The 16,474-nt window shown below is 72.6% G+C and carries 18 protein-coding genes; 14 read left to right on the plus strand and 4 right to left on the minus strand.

All coding sequences use genetic code 11. From position 1 onward, the window contains the following. Positions 1 to 176: 176 nt before the first annotated feature. Positions 177 to 464, plus strand: a complete 288-nt coding sequence (locus G4G93_RS27670) for a GCG_CRPN prefix-to-repeats domain-containing protein (RefSeq protein WP_246737058.1) — start codon at positions 177 to 179, stop codon at positions 462 to 464. A 57-nt stretch (positions 465 to 521) separates the two neighbouring features. Here G4G93_RS27670 and G4G93_RS27675 read toward each other — a convergent pair whose 3' ends face one another. Genes G4G93_RS27675 through G4G93_RS27690 form a run of 4 tightly spaced genes read right to left on the minus strand, consistent with a single transcriptional unit; the run spans position 522 to position 4,088 of the window. Beyond that, complete coding sequence (locus G4G93_RS27675) at positions 522 to 2,186, minus strand: SpoIIE family protein phosphatase (protein ID WP_246737059.1); 1,665 nt, start codon at positions 2,184 to 2,186, stop codon at positions 522 to 524. Then, the gene (locus tag G4G93_RS27680; RefSeq protein WP_246737060.1) at positions 2,183 to 3,139 is read right to left on the minus strand and encodes a GGDEF domain-containing protein; all 957 of its coding nucleotides are present in this window, start codon (positions 3,137 to 3,139) and stop codon (positions 2,183 to 2,185) included. The genes G4G93_RS27675 and G4G93_RS27680 overlap by 4 nt, the downstream gene beginning before the upstream one ends. Continuing rightward, on the minus strand, positions 3,136 to 3,522 hold the full coding sequence (locus G4G93_RS27685) for a DUF1987 domain-containing protein (protein ID WP_165089229.1): 387 nt from the start codon (positions 3,520 to 3,522) through the stop codon (positions 3,136 to 3,138). The genes G4G93_RS27680 and G4G93_RS27685 overlap by 4 nt, the downstream gene beginning before the upstream one ends. Positions 3,523 to 3,533: 11 nt before the next feature. Further along, positions 3,534 to 4,088 carry a SiaB family protein kinase gene (locus tag G4G93_RS27690; RefSeq protein WP_165089231.1) on the minus strand — a complete coding sequence of 185 codons (555 nt, stop codon included), beginning with the start codon at positions 4,086 to 4,088 and terminating at the stop codon, positions 3,534 to 3,536. A gap of 520 nt (positions 4,089 to 4,608) precedes the next feature. Between G4G93_RS27690 and G4G93_RS27695 the strand changes: the two genes are divergently transcribed. The 13 genes from G4G93_RS27695 to G4G93_RS27755 all read left to right on the plus strand — a co-directional run bounded on the left by G4G93_RS27695 (position 4,609) and on the right by G4G93_RS27755 (position 16,268). Then, positions 4,609 to 5,112, plus strand: a complete 504-nt coding sequence (locus G4G93_RS27695; RefSeq protein WP_165089233.1) for a universal stress protein — start codon at positions 4,609 to 4,611, stop codon at positions 5,110 to 5,112. Between the two features lie 120 nt (positions 5,113 to 5,232). Continuing rightward, complete coding sequence (locus G4G93_RS27700) at positions 5,233 to 5,796, plus strand: NifU family protein (protein WP_165089235.1); 564 nt, start codon at positions 5,233 to 5,235, stop codon at positions 5,794 to 5,796. A 250-nt stretch (positions 5,797 to 6,046) separates the two neighbouring features. Further along, complete coding sequence (gene tsaB, locus G4G93_RS27705) at positions 6,047 to 6,745, plus strand: tRNA (adenosine(37)-N6)-threonylcarbamoyltransferase complex dimerization subunit type 1 TsaB (protein ID WP_165089344.1); 699 nt, start codon at positions 6,047 to 6,049, stop codon at positions 6,743 to 6,745. A gap of 11 nt (positions 6,746 to 6,756) precedes the next feature. Continuing rightward, on the plus strand, positions 6,757 to 7,239 hold the full coding sequence (locus G4G93_RS27710) for a GNAT family N-acetyltransferase (protein WP_165089237.1): 483 nt from the start codon (positions 6,757 to 6,759) through the stop codon (positions 7,237 to 7,239). A gap of 201 nt (positions 7,240 to 7,440) precedes the next feature. Next, the gene (locus G4G93_RS27715) at positions 7,441 to 7,605 is read left to right on the plus strand and encodes a hypothetical protein (RefSeq protein ID WP_165089239.1); all 165 of its coding nucleotides are present in this window, start codon (positions 7,441 to 7,443) and stop codon (positions 7,603 to 7,605) included. A 120-nt stretch (positions 7,606 to 7,725) separates the two neighbouring features. Then, complete coding sequence (locus tag G4G93_RS27720) at positions 7,726 to 8,628, plus strand: 1-acyl-sn-glycerol-3-phosphate acyltransferase (RefSeq protein WP_165089241.1); 903 nt, start codon at positions 7,726 to 7,728, stop codon at positions 8,626 to 8,628. 77 nt (positions 8,629 to 8,705) lie between these two features. Continuing rightward, the gene (miaB, locus tag G4G93_RS27725) at positions 8,706 to 10,049 is read left to right on the plus strand and encodes a tRNA (N6-isopentenyl adenosine(37)-C2)-methylthiotransferase MiaB (protein ID WP_165089243.1); all 1,344 of its coding nucleotides are present in this window, start codon (positions 8,706 to 8,708) and stop codon (positions 10,047 to 10,049) included. Positions 10,050 to 10,060: 11 nt separating this feature from the next. Continuing rightward, entirely contained in the window at positions 10,061 to 11,188 is a 1,128-nt protein-coding gene (locus G4G93_RS27730; protein ID WP_165089245.1) for a PhoH family protein, read from the plus strand. Beyond that, entirely contained in the window at positions 11,185 to 11,673 is a 489-nt protein-coding gene (ybeY, locus tag G4G93_RS27735; protein ID WP_165089248.1) for an rRNA maturation RNase YbeY, read from the plus strand. Before G4G93_RS27730 ends, ybeY begins: the two co-directional genes overlap by 4 nt. A gap of 33 nt (positions 11,674 to 11,706) precedes the next feature. Next, positions 11,707 to 12,747 carry a hemolysin family protein gene (locus G4G93_RS27740; RefSeq protein WP_165089250.1) on the plus strand — a complete coding sequence of 347 codons (1,041 nt, stop codon included), beginning with the start codon at positions 11,707 to 11,709 and terminating at the stop codon, positions 12,745 to 12,747. Positions 12,748 to 12,794: 47 nt separating this feature from the next. After that, a complete protein-coding gene (gene lnt, locus G4G93_RS27745) occupies positions 12,795 to 14,495 on the plus strand; it encodes an apolipoprotein N-acyltransferase (protein WP_165089252.1) in 1,701 nt (566 codons plus the stop codon). Then, positions 14,492 to 14,908, plus strand: coding sequence for a helix-turn-helix domain-containing protein (locus G4G93_RS27750; RefSeq protein ID WP_165089254.1), 417 nt, complete (start codon positions 14,492 to 14,494; stop codon positions 14,906 to 14,908). The genes lnt and G4G93_RS27750 overlap by 4 nt, the downstream gene beginning before the upstream one ends. A 133-nt stretch (positions 14,909 to 15,041) precedes the next feature. Then, entirely contained in the window at positions 15,042 to 16,268 is a 1,227-nt protein-coding gene (locus G4G93_RS27755; protein ID WP_165089257.1) for an MFS transporter, read from the plus strand. Positions 16,269 to 16,474: the final 206 nt, after the last annotated feature.

The raw sequence follows: 16,474 nt of genomic DNA on the forward strand, positions 1-16,474 counted from the left end.
CTTTTTTCCAGCCCGTCCGGGAGCGTTCGACGGCAGCCTTTGACGCGAAGTCTCTCAACCGAAGTCTCGCAAGCGAAGCTTTGGAACCGAACGGCGCGTTCGCTGTTGTGACGGCTCGGTGCAGCGCCCGACTCCGGCGCCGCCCGCTCCAAGGACCACACGGAGGACCACCCCTCATGCTGATGCGTTGGAAGATCGCCGGCCTCGCCGCCCTGGCCTTCGGCGGTCTCGCCGCCGCCCCCGCGAGCGCTGCCCCGGCCGGCCCCGGCCTTGCCGGCGTGCTCGCCCCCGAGGCGCCGGTGACGCAGGTTGCCCAGGGCTGCGGCCCGGGCTTCGCCCGCGGTCCTTACGGCGGCTGCCGGCCTATCTACGGCCGCCGCTACTTCGGTCCGCCGCGGGCCTACGGCCGCCGCTGCTTCATCCGTCCGACCCCGTACGGGCCGCGGCGCATCTGCCGGTTCTAAGAAACCGGTGCCGGTTCTGACGAACCGGGCGGGGATCCCGGACGGGGTTCCCGCCTCTCATCCCGCTTTCGGCCGGAACGCCACCAGGGTCATGTCGTCCCGGCGCGGTTCCGCGCCGCGATGGGCTGCGAGCGCCGTCTCCAGGGCCCGCACCTGCCCGTCGAGGGGCAGGTCCCGGTGCCGCGCCAGGATCTCGGCGATGCCCCGGTGCCCGAGGAGGCGCCGCGACGCTCCCCCCATCTGGTCGCTGATCCCGTCGGTCATCAGGAAGAAGGTCCGGTCCTCGCCGAGCGGGAGCACGACCGCGGACAGGGCCTCCTCCCGGCCGGTCAGCCGGTAGCCGAGTCCGTGGCGGCGGCCCTTGATCCGCGCGACGCCGTCCCCGGACAGGATCGTGAGTGCGAGGCCGGCCCCGGCGAAGGCGAGCGTGCCCGCCGCCCGGTCGGCGATGCAGATCCCGCAATCGAGCCCGTCATCCGAGAGATCCATCTCCTCCCGGTCCTGCCTCAGGCGCGCCCGCACGACGCCGTCGAGGGCGGCGAGGATCGCGTCCGGACGGCGCAGGCCCTGGTCGTGCAGGATCCGGTCGAGGGCGGTGGCCACGATCAGGGTCAGGAAGGCGCCGGGGACGCCGTGGCCGGTGCAATCGACCACCACCAGGATGCTGACGCCGTCGATCTCCTCGATCCAGAAATAATCGCCGCCGACGACGTGCAGCGGCTCCCACAGGACCGCGACGTCGAGCGCACCGTCCCGGAGCATGCCGGGTCCCGGGAGCACCGCCTGCTGGATGCGCCGGGCATAGCCGAGGCTCTCCATGACGAGGCCGTTCGCCTCGGCGAGCTGCGCATGAGCGCGCTCCAGCTCCGCCAGCAGGTGGCGGGCCTCGTCGCCGCTCCTCAGGCCCTCGACCATCCGGTTGAAGGCGGCGGAGATGTCGGCGATCTCCCGGCTCGGCCGCCGGCTGCCGGCGAGGTCGACCGTGACCCAGTCCTTGCGCTCGACCCGGCCCATCGCGGTCAGGAGCCGCGTCAGCGGCGCCAGGACGTGGCGCGCCACCGCGAGCCGCAGGGACAGCGCGAAGGCCAGGACCAGCACGGCGCTGGCGCAGAGCACCATCACGAACTGCTTCTCGGCATTCGCCCGCAGGCCCTCGGCCGACAGGGCCAGGGTCAGGCTGCCGGCGGGCTGGCCGGCCGGCCCCGGCTCGATCTCGGACGAGACCTGGATGAGCTCGAGGCTGCGGCCCCGCGGCTCCTCGCCGAGCCGCCCGATCGCCGTGCCCGAGGCGTCGCGGAGGATCGCGAAGCGGAAGGACGGATCGAGGCCGAGCGCCTGGAGCTGGGGGCCGAACGAGGTGGTCCAGCCCGGCCGGGCCAGCGCCCGGGCGGTCATGTCCGCCACCATCTGCGCGCGCTCGCCGGAGAGCCGGATCTGGTCGCCGTAATTGACCCAGGCGATCACCACCTGGGTCAGCAGCACCACCGCGGCGATCACCGGGGCGAGGCGCAGGAACAGCGTGTGGGCGAGGCCGTCGAGGTTGCGGCCGCGCGCCGCGCCGCGCAGAGCCCCGGGCCGCATCGTGTCGGCGCCGCCGTCCTGCGTCGTCGGCACCTCGGCGAAGCCGAGATCGGCGAGCGCGTCGCCCCGGCGCATCGGGCCGGCGCCCCGCAGGGAGCCGCCGCGGCGGGGCGCGTCCTGCGGCAGGGCCTCGCCGCTCAAGAGCCGTGTCCCGGCGGGCAGCAGGCAGCCCCCGGCGCCCGCTCGACCCGGTTGCGGCCGCCATGCTTGGCGGCATAGAGCGCCGCGTCGGCCCGGCGCATCGCCGCCTGCAGGCTCTCTCCCGGTTCCGCCGCGGCGAGCCCGATGCTGACCGTGATGCCGATCGGGCCGGTTTCGGTCGCGACCGGATGCGCCGCCACGGCGGCGCGGATGCGCTCGGCGACGGCGGCCCCGTCCTCGGGGCCGGTCTCGACCAGGAGGACCGCGAATTCCTCGCCGCCCAGCCGGCCGACCGCGTCGAGGGAGCGCAGGGCCGAGCGGCAGGCGGTCACGAAGGCGATGAGCGCCGCGTCGCCCGCGGCGTGGCCGTGGCTGTCGTTGACGAGCTTGAACCGGTCGAGGTCGAGCATCAGCAGGCAGGCCGTCTGGCCGGGCCGCCCCTCGCCGGGCCGCCGCGGCCAGTCCCGGGCGCAGACCTCCAGGAAGCGCCGGCGGGCCAGCGCCCCGGTCAGCGGATCGGTGTCGGCGAGGCGGCGCAACTCGGCTTCGAGCCGGGCGCTGGTCTCGATTTCGCCCGACAGGGCCTCGTTGAGGGATTGCAGGTCGCGCTGCTGCTCCCCGAGGCGCTTGTTGGCCTTCTGCAGGTCGGCCTGCATCCGGTCGCTCATGCGCACCAGCCGGCGCTGCTCGCGGTAGCCGCGGCGATAGGCCTCCGCCAGCACCTTCACGCCGTCGGCGACGGCGGCGAGCTGGGTCAGCATCACCTCGGTCCGGTCGAGCACTGCCTCCTCGTTGTCGAACAGGCTGAAGACGTTGGCAGGGGCGCCGCCCTTGGCCGCACCCGTCTTGCCGCCGCCGGCCTTGCATCCGTCGGGCTCGGGAGACGCATCGCCGTCCTTCATCGCCGCGCGCTCCGGCACCGCCCTGGTCGTCGTGCCCGGATTCCTCGTCATACCGAGCTCTCCTGAACCATCTCGAACCGGGCATGCGAGAAATCGACCGCGAAATCCTCTCCGGCTTCCGCGATGGTGTCGTCGCCCTCGGCGTAATGCCAGCGGATCGTCACCGGGCGGCCCTCCTCGGCGGCGTCCTCGAGGGGCAGGAACAGGTTCATCAGGGCCTTGGCGCTCGACGAGTTGAAGTAGGACAAGGCCACGTCGAAGGTCAGCGGGCCGCCGCCCTCGTCCAGGCAGGCGCGCAAGGCGAGGAGCAGCGGGCCGTAGAAGGCGGCGGCATCCTCCGGGTAGGATTCGCCGCGCAGGAGCAGGTGCCCGGCGGCGAGGTCGAAATCGACCAGCGGCGAGCGGCTGGTGGCGGGGATCTGGATCCGGTCCATCGTCGCGCGCCTCAGATAAAAGCCTTGAGGCAGAAGAAGCAGCGGTCGTCGCCGCGGGGCTGGAACTCGTACTCGACCGGGGCGCTGGCGCGGCGGGCGATCTCGATCAGCCCGATGCTGCCGCCGAGGCTGCCCTCGTCGGCGGGTTGGCGCAGCCGCTCGCGGTAGTACTTCTTCAGTTCGTCGCCCGACAGGCCGGCGATGTGGTCGAGCCGGGAGCGCAAGGTCGTGACGTGCTCCTCCGGCACCTCGTTGCCGCAGGCGACGAAGAAGCGCCCGTCCTCGACCCCGACGACGATCAGTCCGGAACTGACCATTCCGCCCTCCGGGGCGCCCGCCGGCACGAGCTTGTCGGCGGAGTAGCGGATGACGTTCTGCGCCTGCTCGACGAAGACCGAGAACACCCGCTTCGACACCGACGCGTCGGTGGCACCCTGCTGCATGCGCAGCTTCAGCACCTCGCCGAGGGAGAACAGCACGTTCTCGGACAGGTCGCCACCGAACGACAGGATGATCCCGTTGCGCCGGGACGCCTCGTGGAACGCCATGAAGTCTGTTGCGAGCACCACTCTCTCCCACCCTCGGCCCGACGGCCTAGGCCTTTCGATCGAATTGTCCCAGGTCCTGATCCCGGCCTGGCCAGACGACATGTTAGATCACCGACACTGACCAGATTCTTACTCCGTTGGGGAAAGGAAGTCCCTCACAGAGTGAATGGAAAATGGTTGGTCTGATCGACGAAAGATCGTTCCTTGCTCATGCGGGGGTTAAAATACCTGCGACTTGCCCGCTTCCTGTGCATTCGAGCCGGTCCAGTGCGTCGATTTGTCTGTCGGACGATCAAATTGCCTCATCGTCATCGCGCGATCCGGGCCAGGGCGGCAGGCCCGGCCCGGGTGATTCGCCTGATCCATGTGATTCGCGTGCGCCCGTCGCGTCGCATGCCGGTGATTCGCCGTCGCCGGGTTCCGCCCCGTCGTCCACTCCATCGACGGCGGGCCCTTCTCGGTGGGCCCTGATCAGCGGCCCTTGCCGGCGGGGACGCGCGCGGGCAGCATCCGGGCCGGCGGCGGAGCGCGTCCGGACATGGTCGAGAACAAGCGGCGGCGGTCCTTCGAGGCCGGGCATCGGCTCAAGTTCATGGTGCTGGTCGACGAGACGCCGGAATGCGACCGCGCGGTGCACTTCGCGGTGCGCCGGGCGGCGCGGCTCGGCGCCCGGGTGGTGATGCTGGCGGTGGCCGAGCCGCCCGAGACCATGGAATGGCTCGGCGTCGGCGACGCGATGCGGGCCGAGGCCGAGGCCGAGACGACGGAGCGCCTGGAGATGCTGGCGGCGGCGGCGCGTCAGGCCGCCGGGGTCGATCCCGAGCTCGTCGTGCGCACCGGCGAGCGCGCCGACGCGATCCTGCGCCAGATCGAGGAGGACGAGGACATCGCCTTCCTGGTGCTGGCCGCCGCCACCGGCAGCGACGGGCCGGGGCCGCTCGTCTCCTCGATCGCCGGGCGTACCGCCGGCAGCTTCCCGGTGCCGGTGGTGATCGTGCCGGGGGCCCTGAGCGAGGCGGAGATCACCGCGCTCGCCGGTTGACGTCGGCGCGGCCTCCATTGAGCTTTCGCCCGTTCGGGTCCACATCTGCGCCAGACGTGCTCGCGCGCGTCGTTCCCGGCCGGCCTTGAACCGGCGCAGAGAACTTTTCGAGGATCACCGATGTTCATCCAGACCGAAGCCACCCCGAACCCCGCCACCCTGAAGTTCCTGCCCGGCAAGGTCGTCCTGGCCGACGGCACCTTCGAGGCGCGGGACGAGGGCGCTGCGGCGCGCTCGCCGCTCGCCCGCGCCCTGTTCGGCGTGCCCGGCGTGTCCGGCGTCTATCTCGGTCACGACTTCATCTCGGTGACCAAGGCCGAGGGCGAGCCCGGCTGGCCGCAGGTCAAGCCCGCGGTGCTCGGCGCCATCATGGAGCACTTCATGTCGGGGGCCCCGGTCCTCGAGGCCGGCCACGCCCCCGAGGAGGCGGCGGAAGAGTTCTACGAGGAGGCCGACGCCGACACGGTGGCCACCATCAAGGACCTGCTCGAGACCCGGGTCCGCCCGGCGGTGGCCGGCGACGGCGGCGACATCACCTTCCGGGGTTTTCGCGATGGCGTGGTCTTCCTGGAGATGAAGGGCGCCTGCTCGGGCTGCCCGTCCTCCACCGCGACCCTGCGCCAGGGCGTGCAGAACCTCTTCCGCCACTTCCTGCCGGACGTGCGCGAGGTCCAGGCGATCTGACGATCGCGATCGGCGCGCTCCCGACCCCGAATTCGCCGCCGGGCGGTTTCCCCGCGGGCGGCGGATGATCTAAAGGCTGAGACCGAACCGGGCCGTCCCGCATCTGCGGGGCGGTCCGTCTTGTGTTAACCTGTGCGTGCCATGCTGGGACTCGAGCGGCCGGATCGTCAGCGATCCGGCGCGGCCGGCGGCACGGACCCGGCCGCGGCGACGAACCCGCGGGCGGACGAGAGGGCGGAGCCTGACGGTGATGCGGATCCTGGCCATCGACACGGCGCTCGAGCGCTGCGCGGCCTGCATCATGGCGGATGACTCGCCCGAGCCCCTGTCCCAGGAGAGCATGGACCTCACGCGCGGCCATGCCGAGGCGCTGCTGCCCCTCGTCGAGCGGGTGATCGCCCGGGTCGAGGGCGGGTTCGACAGCCTCGACCGGGTCGCCGTCACGGTCGGCCCCGGCAGCTACACGGGTCTCAGGGTCGGCCTCTCGGCGGCCCGCGCGGTCGGGCTCGCCTGCGGCATCCCGGTCGTCGGCGTCACCACCCTGTCGGCCCTGCTCGCGCCGCTGCTGGCGGCTGACGACGATTTCCTCGGCCAGGGCTACCTGCTCGCCGCCGCGATCGATGCCCGGCACGGTCACGTCTATTTCCAGGCCCTGAGCCAGGACGGCGGCATCGCCGTCCCGCCGAGCCTGCTGCCGCTCGCGGAAGCCCTGCGGCTCATCGGCTCCGGCCCGGCGGCGCTCGCCGGCTCCGCCGCCCCGGCGCTGGCGGCCGCCGCCGCCGGTCAGGGCGTGCGCGCCGTGGTCCCGGAGGGGCACATCGCCCCGCAGATCGAATGGATCGCCTCGCTCGGCCTCGTCGCCGACCCGGCCCATGCCCTCGCCCGCCCTCTCTACCTGCGTGGGCCGGATGCCCAGCCGCAGGACCACGCGCGGCTCGCCCGCCGCTGACGGAGCTTCCGATGAAGTGGATGCCGTTCCGCTCACCTCCCACCGCCCATGTCGCGCCGCTGAATTCGGCCGACCGGGCCGGTGAGCTCGCGGCGCTCCACGCCACCGCCTTCGCGCGGCCCTGGGAGGCGGACGAGTTCGAGCGGATGCTGTGCGAGCGCGGCCACGTCGCCCACGCCCTGATGCTGGGCGCGGTGCTCGCCGGCTTCGTGCTGTCGCGCCAGGTGCTCGACGAGGCCGAGATCCTGACCGTCGTTCTCGGGCCGGCCTCCCGCGGCGCGGGCCTGAGCCGCCAGCTGCTCCGGGCCCACCTCGTGGCGCTGGAGGATCTCGGCGTGCGCCGGGTCCATCTCGAGGTCGACGACGGCAACGTCCCGGCGCTCGCTCTCTACCGGCGCCTCGGCTTCACCGAGACCGGCCGGCGGGCGAGCTACTACGCCCGGCCGGACGGCAGCCGCGCCAACGCCATCATGATGCAGATCGCGCTCGGCTGAGGCACAGGCCCACGCGCCGCATCGCCATTCCGACGCGACGTCAGGATACGCCGCGACGAAGCCGGCCGTCTTCCGTCGCGCGGCCGGATGGAGACGCCCCCCGATGGTCCGCCGCCTGCTCGCGCCGTGCCCGAGCGCCCTCGCGCCGGCCTGGCCCGCTGCCGCGCAATCCGGTACGCCGGACAGGAGCCCCTGATCCAGATGAGCGGCCGTGTCTTCGGCAAGGAGCCGGCCCCGTCCGAGTCGGTCATCGACGGCGACAGCGTCCGCTGCGCCGACGGCCGGGACGCGACCGTCTTCACGGACGTGGACCATCCCGGCCACGACGAGCGGCAGGCGCCCGCCGGCTTCACCCTGCTGCGCTGACGACCCGGTGCCGGAGGGGCCGGTGCCGGAGGACCCGGTACGGTGGACGGGCCGGGCCGGACTTGGTATGCGCCCCGCGCCCTCCCGGAATCTCCCGAGCCCGCGCCGACGACGGAAATCATGACGTACCTCGTCGCCGGCCTGCGACTCCTCGCCTACGCCGTCACCTTCGCGCTGCTCGCCGGGCCGCACTGGCTCGTGCTGAAGCTCGGGCGCGGCAAGCGCGGCGGCCACGCCCCGGCCTGGTTGCACCGGGTGTTCGTGCGCCTGTTCCAGCTGCGCATCACCGTCGCCGGCACGCCACCGGCCCCGGGGGAGGCGGCCCTGGTGCTGGCCAACCACATCTCCTGGCTCGACATCCCGGTCCTCGGGAGCCTGCGGCCGCTCTCCTTCGTGGCGAAGTCGGAGATCGCCGGCTGGCCGGTGATCGGGACCCTCGCGCGGCTCCAGCGCACGGTCTTCATCGACCGCGCCCGCAAGCGCCACACCGCGGTAGTCAATACGGAGATGAGCCGGCGCCTGCGCGCGGGCGACCTGATCGTGCTGTTCGCCGAAGGGACCACCGGCGACGGCACCCGGCTGCTGCCGTTCCGCACCTCCCTCGTCGGCGCCGCCCGGGCGGCGATCACCGAGGGCGGGCTCGACCGGGTCCGGCTGCAGCCGCTCTGCATCGCCTATACGCGCCGCCACGGCCTGCCCCTGACCCGCGCCGAGCGGCCTGACATCGCCTGGTACGGCGACATGGAGCTCGGTCCCAGCGTCAAGCTGTTCTTCGCCCGCGGGCCGATCGACGTGACGGTGACCTGGGGCGAGCCGATCGTGTTCGCGGCCGGCACCGACCGCAAGGCCGCGACGGCCCTGGCCGAGGCCGCGGTGCGCCGCGCCCTGCAGGAGGCGGTGACCGGCCGCCCGCCGGCGCCCGCGCAAGTGCCCGTGCGAGAGCCCGTATCGGAGGCGCCGCGCGCCGATGCCCCGGCCGCTGGCGCCGCACCGCCTATTCTCATTCCGGCCGCGACGGCTTAAATGGAGGGAGTTGGCCCGGGGCAAGGTGTGTCCGGGGCCGACGCCGCATCCGATCATCTCCCTGCAGGGCCGGTTCGTTGAAGAAAGCGTTCGTCAAATCCTACGGCTGCCAGATGAACGTCTACGACGCCTCCCGCATGGTCGACCTGCTCGGCCGCGAGGGCTTCGTCGAGACCGGCACCGTGGAGGAGGCCGACGTCGTCGTCCTCAACACCTGCCACATCCGCGAGAAGGCGGCGGAGAAGGTCTATTCCGAGCTCGGTCGCCTGCGGGTGCTCAAGGGCGAGCGCTCGCAAGCCGGCCGGGACACCACGGTGGTGGTGGCGGGCTGCGTCGCCCAGGCCGAAGGCCGCGAGATCCTGAACCGCGCGCCGGGCGTCGACGTGGTGGTGGGCCCGCAGAGCTACCACCGCCTGCCCCAGCTGCTCGCCGCCGCGAAGGACGGCCGGGTCGTCGACACCGAGTTCCCGGTCGAGGACAAGTTCGACCACCTGCCGCCGCGTCGCACCCCGGGCGTCTCGGCCTTCCTGACCGTGCAGGAGGGCTGCGACAAGTTCTGCGCCTTCTGCGTCGTGCCCTATACTCGTGGCGCGGAGGTCTCGCGGTCGGTCGAGAAGATCGTGGCGGAAGCCGGGCGGCTGGCGGCGGCGGGCGCCCGCGAGCTGACCCTGATCGGCCAGAACGTCAACGCCTTCCATGGGGCCGGCCCTGACGGGCGCGACTGGACCCTCGGCGAGTTGCTCCACCGCGTCGCCGCGATCCCGGGAATCCTGCGGTTGCGCTACACCACCAGCCACCCGCGCGACATGGACGAGGCGCTGATCGCGGCCCATCGCGACCTGGCGGCCCTGATGCCCTACCTGCACCTGCCGGTGCAGTCGGGCTCCGACCGGATCCTCGCGGCCATGAACCGCAAGCACGATGCCGACACCTATCGCCGGCTGATCGACCGGGTGCGGGCGGCCCGGCCCGACATCGCGCTCTCCTCCGACTTCATCGTCGGCTTCCCGGGCGAGACCGACGCCGACCACGCCGAGACGATGCGGCTGATCGCCGATGTCGGCTTTGCCAGCGCCTTCTCGTTCAAGTACAGCCCGCGCCCCGGCACGCCCGCGGCCGACAGCGCCGACGCGGTGCCCGAGGCGGTGAAGAGCGAGCGGCTGGCCGAGCTGCAGTCCCTGCTCGAGCGCCAGCGCCAGGACTTCAACCACGCCACCGTGGGAAGGACCGTGCCGGTGCTGATTGAAAAGGCCGGGCGCCATCCGGGCCAGATCGCCGGAAAGTCGCCCTATCTCCAGGCGGTGCAGATCGAGGGTGACGTCTCGGCGATCGGCCGCGAGGTTCGCGTCCGGATCACCCGGGCCGGCTCGAACAGCCTGTTCGGCGAGGCGGTGGAGCCTGCGATCGTGGCGGCCGCGTGAGGAACGACAGGATGCCGATGGGAGAGGCGGGCGGCCGCGGGCCGAAGGGACGCGACGCGCGCGAGCGCGAACTCGCGCCGCGGGTGGTGGCAGGCTTGAGCGAGGCCGCCGAGATCGCGCTCACCTTCGACGACAACCGGCTGGCGAGCCTGGTCTTCGGCCAGTACGACCAGAACGTCGCCCATCTCGAGCGCCGTCTCGGCGTGGTGGCGACCGCGCTCGGCAACCACGTCGTCGTCAAGGGCCCGCCCGATTCGACCGAGCGGGCGCGGCGGGTGCTGGAACTGCTCTATACCCGCGTCCGCGACGGGGGCGGGACGCCGCTCACCCTCGGCGACGTCGACGGGGTGATCCAGGAGAGTTCGCTCCAGGGCAACCTGTTCTCGCCGGCCGAGGCTCCGGCCGACGGCGAGCGGCCCTCCTTCGACCAGATCGCCACCCGGCGCCGCGGCGGCGTGCGGGCCCGCAACGCGGCCCAGGACGCCTATATCCGGGCGTTGCGCGCCCACGAGCTGGTCTTCGCGGAAGGCCCGGCCGGCACCGGCAAGACCTGGCTCGCCGTCGGCTATGCCGTCTCGCTCCTCGAGCAGGGCCATGCCGAGCGGCTGATCCTGTCGCGCCCGGCGGTCGAGGCGGGTGAGCGCCTCGGCTTCCTGCCCGGCGACATGCGCGAGAAGGTCGATCCGTATCTTCGCCCGATCTACGACGCCCTCTACGACTTCATGGAGGCGCGCCACGTCGATCGCGGCCTCCAGACCGGCATGATCGAGATCGCGCCCCTCGCCTTCATGCGCGGCCGGACCCTGACCAACGCGGTGGTGCTGCTCGACGAGGCGCAGAACACCACCTCGATGCAGATGAAGATGTTCCTGACCCGGCTCGGCGAGAATTCGCGCATGATCGTCACCGGCGATCCGAGCCAGATCGACCTGCCGCCGGGCCAGAGATCCGGCCTCGTCGAGGCCGTGCGGATCCTCGACGGCGTCGAGGGCGTCGGGCGGGTGACGTTTCGGGACGTCGACGTGGTGCGCCACGACCTGGTGCGCCGGATCGTCACGGCCTACGAGACCGATGCGAGGGAGCACCAGGACGAGATGCCCCAGCGCCCGACTCCCCCGCGCCGGGGGGCGCTGCCGTGAGCCGGCACGAGAACGAGATTGACGTCGCCGTCGAGGATCCGCGCTGGGAGGGCGTGGCGCCCGACCTCGAGGCCTTCGTGGCCGATGCCGTCGAGGCGGCGCTCGCCATCGTGCCGCCCGGCGGCCCGATCGAGATCAGCCTCGTGCTGACCGACGATGCCGCGGTGCAGGAGCTGAACCGCACCTGGCGGGGCAAGGACAAGCCGACCAACGTGCTGTCCTTCCCCAACGAGCAGCCCCATGGCGGCGGGCCGCGCCTGCTCGGCGACGTCGTTCTTGCCTATGACACACTCCTGCGCGAGAGTGCGGAGCAGTCCAAGCCCCTCGGCCACCACCTCGCCCATCTCGTGGTTCATGGCACGCTGCACCTCCTCGGTCACGACCACGAGCTCGGCGATGCCGAGGCCGACGCCATGGAGGCGTTGGAGGTCGCTGCCCTGCGGCGCCTCGGCGTGCCGGACCCGTACGGCGACGCGGCCGGTTGAGCCGCGGACGTTCTCACCCCAGACGCGAGAGACATGAGCAACGATCGAAGTCGCAGCGCCGCCGCGACCGCGCAGGCGATTCCGGAGGACGACAGTCCGGGGCGCGAACCCTGGTACGACCGCCTCCTCAGCATCTTCCACCTGAAGACGCGCGACGCCCAGCGCGACGGCCTCTCGGACGCCCTCGCCGAGATGCAGAGCGGCGACCACGCCGTCTCCCCGGTCGAGCAGGCGATGCTCAAGAACGTGCTGAGCCTCCACCGGGTGCGGGTCGACGACGTGATGATCCCCCGGGCCGACGTGGTGGCGGTCTCGATCGACACCACGCTCGGCACCCTGCTCAAGGTGTTCCGCGGTGCCGGCCATTCCCGCCTGCCGGTCTACGGCGACAGCCTCGACGATCCCCGCGGCATGGTCCATATCCGCGACTTCGTCGACTACATGGCGAACCGCGCCGAGGCCGGCGGCGACCGCCTGCCCGACCTCGCCGGGGTCGACCTTACCGAGACCCTCGCCACCACTCGCATCCTGCGGCCGGTGCTGTTCGTGCCGCCCTCGATGCCGGCGATCGACCTGCTCGCCCGGATGCAGGCGAGCCGCACCCACATGGCCCTCGTCATCGACGAGTATGGCGGCACCGACGGCCTGATCTCGATCGAGGACCTGATCGAGGTCGTCGTCGGCGACATCGAGGACGAGCACGACGAGGCCGAGGGCCACCGCGTCCTGAAGGTCGACGGCGAGAGCGAGATCTTCGTCGCCGACGCCCGCGCCAGCCTCGACGACGTCGCCGAGGCGACCGGCGTCGACCTCGCGGCGGCGGTGGGGGAGGCGGCCGAGGAAGTCGACACCCTCGGCGGCCTGATCGTCACCATCGCCGGCCGCGTCCCTGCACGGGGCGAGGTCATCGCCGTTCCGGGCGATTTCGAGGTCGAGGTGCTGGATGCGGACCCACGGCGCATCAAGCGCCTGCGCATGCATCGCGGCCTCGCCCGCCTCACCGGCCCCGAGACGCCGCTGGCCCTGCCGCCGCCGGAGGGCGAGGCCGGCCTGCGGGCTGAAACCGCCGCCTGATCCTCATTTTGCGGCGTCGCGCGCGGCGCCGCCCCGCGAGCCCGCCCATGCACGACACCGACACGGACGGGGCGGCGCTCGCTGCCCCGGCGGCGCCCTTCGGCCTCGCGCCGCTCGCCCACCGCATCGCCCTGACCTCCGGCTGGACGCGGCTGGGCCTGGCCTGGCTCTTCGGCGCCTGCGGCGCGCTGGCGATGCCGCCCTTCGGGTTCCTGCCCGCCCTCTGCGTCGCCCTGGTGCCGGCGGTCTGGCTACTCGACGGGGCCGCCACCGCCTCCTCGCGCCTCGGCCGGCGCGGCGGCACGGCGCTCGCCGCCGGCCTGATCGGCTGGGCCTGGGGCTTCGGCTACCTCACGGCGGGGCTGTGGTGGCTCGGCGCCGCCTTCCTGGTCGAGGCCGATCAGTTCGCCTGGCTGATGCCCCTCGGGGTGCTCGGGCTGCCGGCCGTGCTCGGGCTGTTCTACGGCGCGGGCTTCGCCGCCGCCCGCCTCCTGTGGTCGCCCGGCCCGGGCCGCATCGCCGCCCTGGCCTTCGGCCTGGCCGGGGCCGAGTGGCTGCGCGGGCACCTCTTCACCGGCTTTCCCTGGAACGCCCTCGGGATGGCGCTCGGCCAGAATCTCTGGCTGATGCAGGCCGCCTCGGTCATCGGCCTCTACGGCCTGACCGTCCTGGCGGTGCTGTGCGCCGCGGCGCCCGCCACCCTGGCCGATGCCGGCGGAGCCCGGCGGCGGTGCGGCCCGCTTCTCGCTACCGTCGCGGTCGTGGCGGCGTTGGGGATCGGGGGGGCTCTGCGCCTGCCCTCCGGCCCGGTGCCGGAGGTGCCCGGCGTGCGCCTGCGCCTCGTCCAGGCCAACATCCCGCAGGATGCCCGCTTCAACCCGCGCAACCGCGAGGGCATTCTCGAGCGCTATTTGGGGATGAGCGACAGCGCCACCGCGCCCGACCGGCAGGGCCTGCGCGACGTCACCCACCTGATCTGGCCGGAATCCTCGTTCCCGTTCCTGATCCAGCGCGATCCCCAGGCCTTGCGGCGGATCGGCTCCGCCCTGCCGCCCGGCACGCTGCTGGTCACCGGCGCGGCCCGGGCCGACGAGCCGCTGCCGGGCGAGCGGCTGCACTTCTACAATTCCATCCTGATGATCGGGCAGGACGGCCTCGTCGGCGGGCGCTACGACAAGCTCCACCTCGTGCCGTTCGGCGAGTACCTGCCGGCGCCGGTCGACACCCTGCTGCGGACCCTCGGGCTCAAGCAGTTCGTGGCGGTGCCGGGCGGCTTCACCCCTGGGGAGGCGCGGGAGCGGCCCTCGCTCGCGGTGCCGGGCCTGCCGCCGGTGGCGCCCTCGATCTGCTACGAGGCGATCTTTCCCGGCGCCGTCGCCTCGCGGCACGCCCATCCGGGCCTCCTTCTCAACGTCACAAACGACGGCTGGTTCGGCGACACGCCCGGGCCGCGCCAGCACTTCGCCCAGGCCCGCCTGCGCGCGGTCGAGGAAGGAATTCCTCTCGTCCGCGCTGCCAATACCGGGATCAGCGCGGTGGTCGATCCTTATGGCCGGGTGACCGGGATGTTGTCGGTCGGGGTCGAGGGGGTGCTCGATCGCAACCTCCCGCGAAACCTTAGGGAAAGCACGTCGTACGTACGATTCGGTGATTTAATTTTCCTCGCCATGCTTCTAGGGTGCGGCTTGATAGCCCTCGGCGCGCGTTATCGCCGCGCGTCTTTCCCGCCCCGCGGAGCGTCATTGTGAAGAAGGCCCCCGATCCTGTCGATCGTCATGTCGGGCATCGTGTGCGCGTCCGTCGACTTCTCGTCGGCGTGAGCCAGGAGAAGCTGGGTGATGCCCTCGGCGTGACCTTCCAGCAGATCCAGAAATACGAGAAGGGCGCCAATCGGATCAGCGCCAGCCGGCTGCGCCAGATCGCCGACATGCTGGGCGTGCCGGTGAACTTCTTCTACGAGGGGGCCCCGCGCCAGGACGGCGGGCGCGACGAGACCCCGACCGAGCCGGCCTCCGACACCTCGGCCCACGACGTGTTCTGGACCAGCCAGGACCTGCAACTGGTCCGCGCCTTCCAGCGCATCACCGACGGCCAGGTGCGCCGGCGCATCATCAGCCTGGTCGAGGCGATCGGCCCCGGCCCCGATGCCCCGTCGGAGTGATGCCGTGCCCGGGCCGCCCCGCGGGATGCGGGGTTGCACAGGTTTCGCTGCTCGCCGGCCCGCCTTGACGCTATGACGCCCCCGAACGCGCGCTCACGCGCGAGGAAAAATCGCGCATGAGCGCGACGGGAGGATGCGGGTGCGAACCATCGAACGGGCGCCGGGCGCCGCTGCCGCGCGGCCGGGGAGGGCGCCGGCCGGCTTTCCGCCGGTCCTGATCGGCCTCGGGCTGATGCTGGTCGCCTTCAATCTCCGGCCGGCCCTGTCGAGCGTCGGTCCGCTCCTGCCAGGCATCCGGGCCGAGACCGGCCTGTCGGCGGCGCTGGCGGGCGCCCTCGTCACCCTGCCGGTCCTGTGCCTCGGGGTGTTCGGCCGTCTGGCGCCGCTGCTGGTGCGGCGCATCGGGCCGGATGCCGGGGTGCTGGCGGCCCTGGCGGTGCTGGCCCTCGGCTTGACCTTGCGGGGGCTCGGCGGGGTGCCGCTGCTGTTCCTCGGCTCGGTGGTCGCCGCCGCGGCGATCGGGATCGTCGGGGTGATCCTGCCCGGCATCGTCAAGCGCGACTTTCCCGACCGGGCCGGGCTGATGACCGGGCTCTACACCGCCCTCCTGTGCCTCGGCGCCGCCGCCGGGGCGGGCTTCACCGTGCCGGTGCGCCAGGCGCTCGGCCTCGGCTGGGAGGGCGCCCTGATGCTGTGGGCCGCCCCCGCCCTCGTCGCAGCTGCCGCCTGGCTGCCCTTCGCGCGCGGCCGGCCGCTGCCCTCCGGGGTCGCCGCGCGGCCGAGCGGGGCGCTGTGGCGCGATCCCCTGGCCTGGCAGGTCACGGCCTTCATGGGCCTGCAATCGTCGCTGGCCTACATCGTGTTCGGCTGGCTGCCCGCCGCCCTGGTCGATCGCGGCTTCGACATCGTGACCGCCGGCCTCGTCGCCTCGGTCTCGGCGCTGGCGCAAGGTCTGCTGGCCTTGGTGGTGCCGACGCTCGCGGCACGCCGGCCGGACCAGCGGCCCTGGGTGGTGCTGGTCGTCAGCCTGCCGCTCGTCGGCTTCGCCGGGCTGCTCCTCGGCCCGCTGGCCCTCGCTTGGGGTTTCGCGCTGCTGCTCGGCCTCGGGCTCGGCGGCTGCTTCGGCCTCGCCCTGACCCTGATCGTGCTGCGCGCCGGCGACCCCCGCGCCGCCGCCGAGCTCTCCGCCATGGCACAGGGCGTCGGCTATTGCGGCGCGGCCCTGGGGCCGTTCCTGGTCGGCATCGTCCACGAGGTGAGCGGCGGCTGGGGCTGGCCGGCGGCGCTCTACGTGGCCCTATGCCTGGCGGCGGGAACTTTCGGGCTGTTCGCGGCGCGGGATCGGACGGTGAGGGTCTGAGTTCTGCCTTCTCGAGGGAGTGGACCGTACTCGAACCCGGGAAGGCCACAGTCGATACCCGCAACCGCGAGAGCAGCGCCCGGTCGCGCTGCCATCGAACGCTGCTCTCGATTTTCGATTGTGCCGCATTTTCGGCGACGAACCGGCTCCGCTTCGTCGGACCATGCTCTGGAGCGGGGTCCAGCAGTCAGGTGGAGGGTGTCAGG

Origin of the sequence: Methylobacterium sp. DB0501, from assembly GCF_011043735.1 — a bacterium.
GTDB lineage: Bacteria > Pseudomonadota > Alphaproteobacteria > Rhizobiales > Beijerinckiaceae > Methylobacterium > Methylobacterium alsaeris.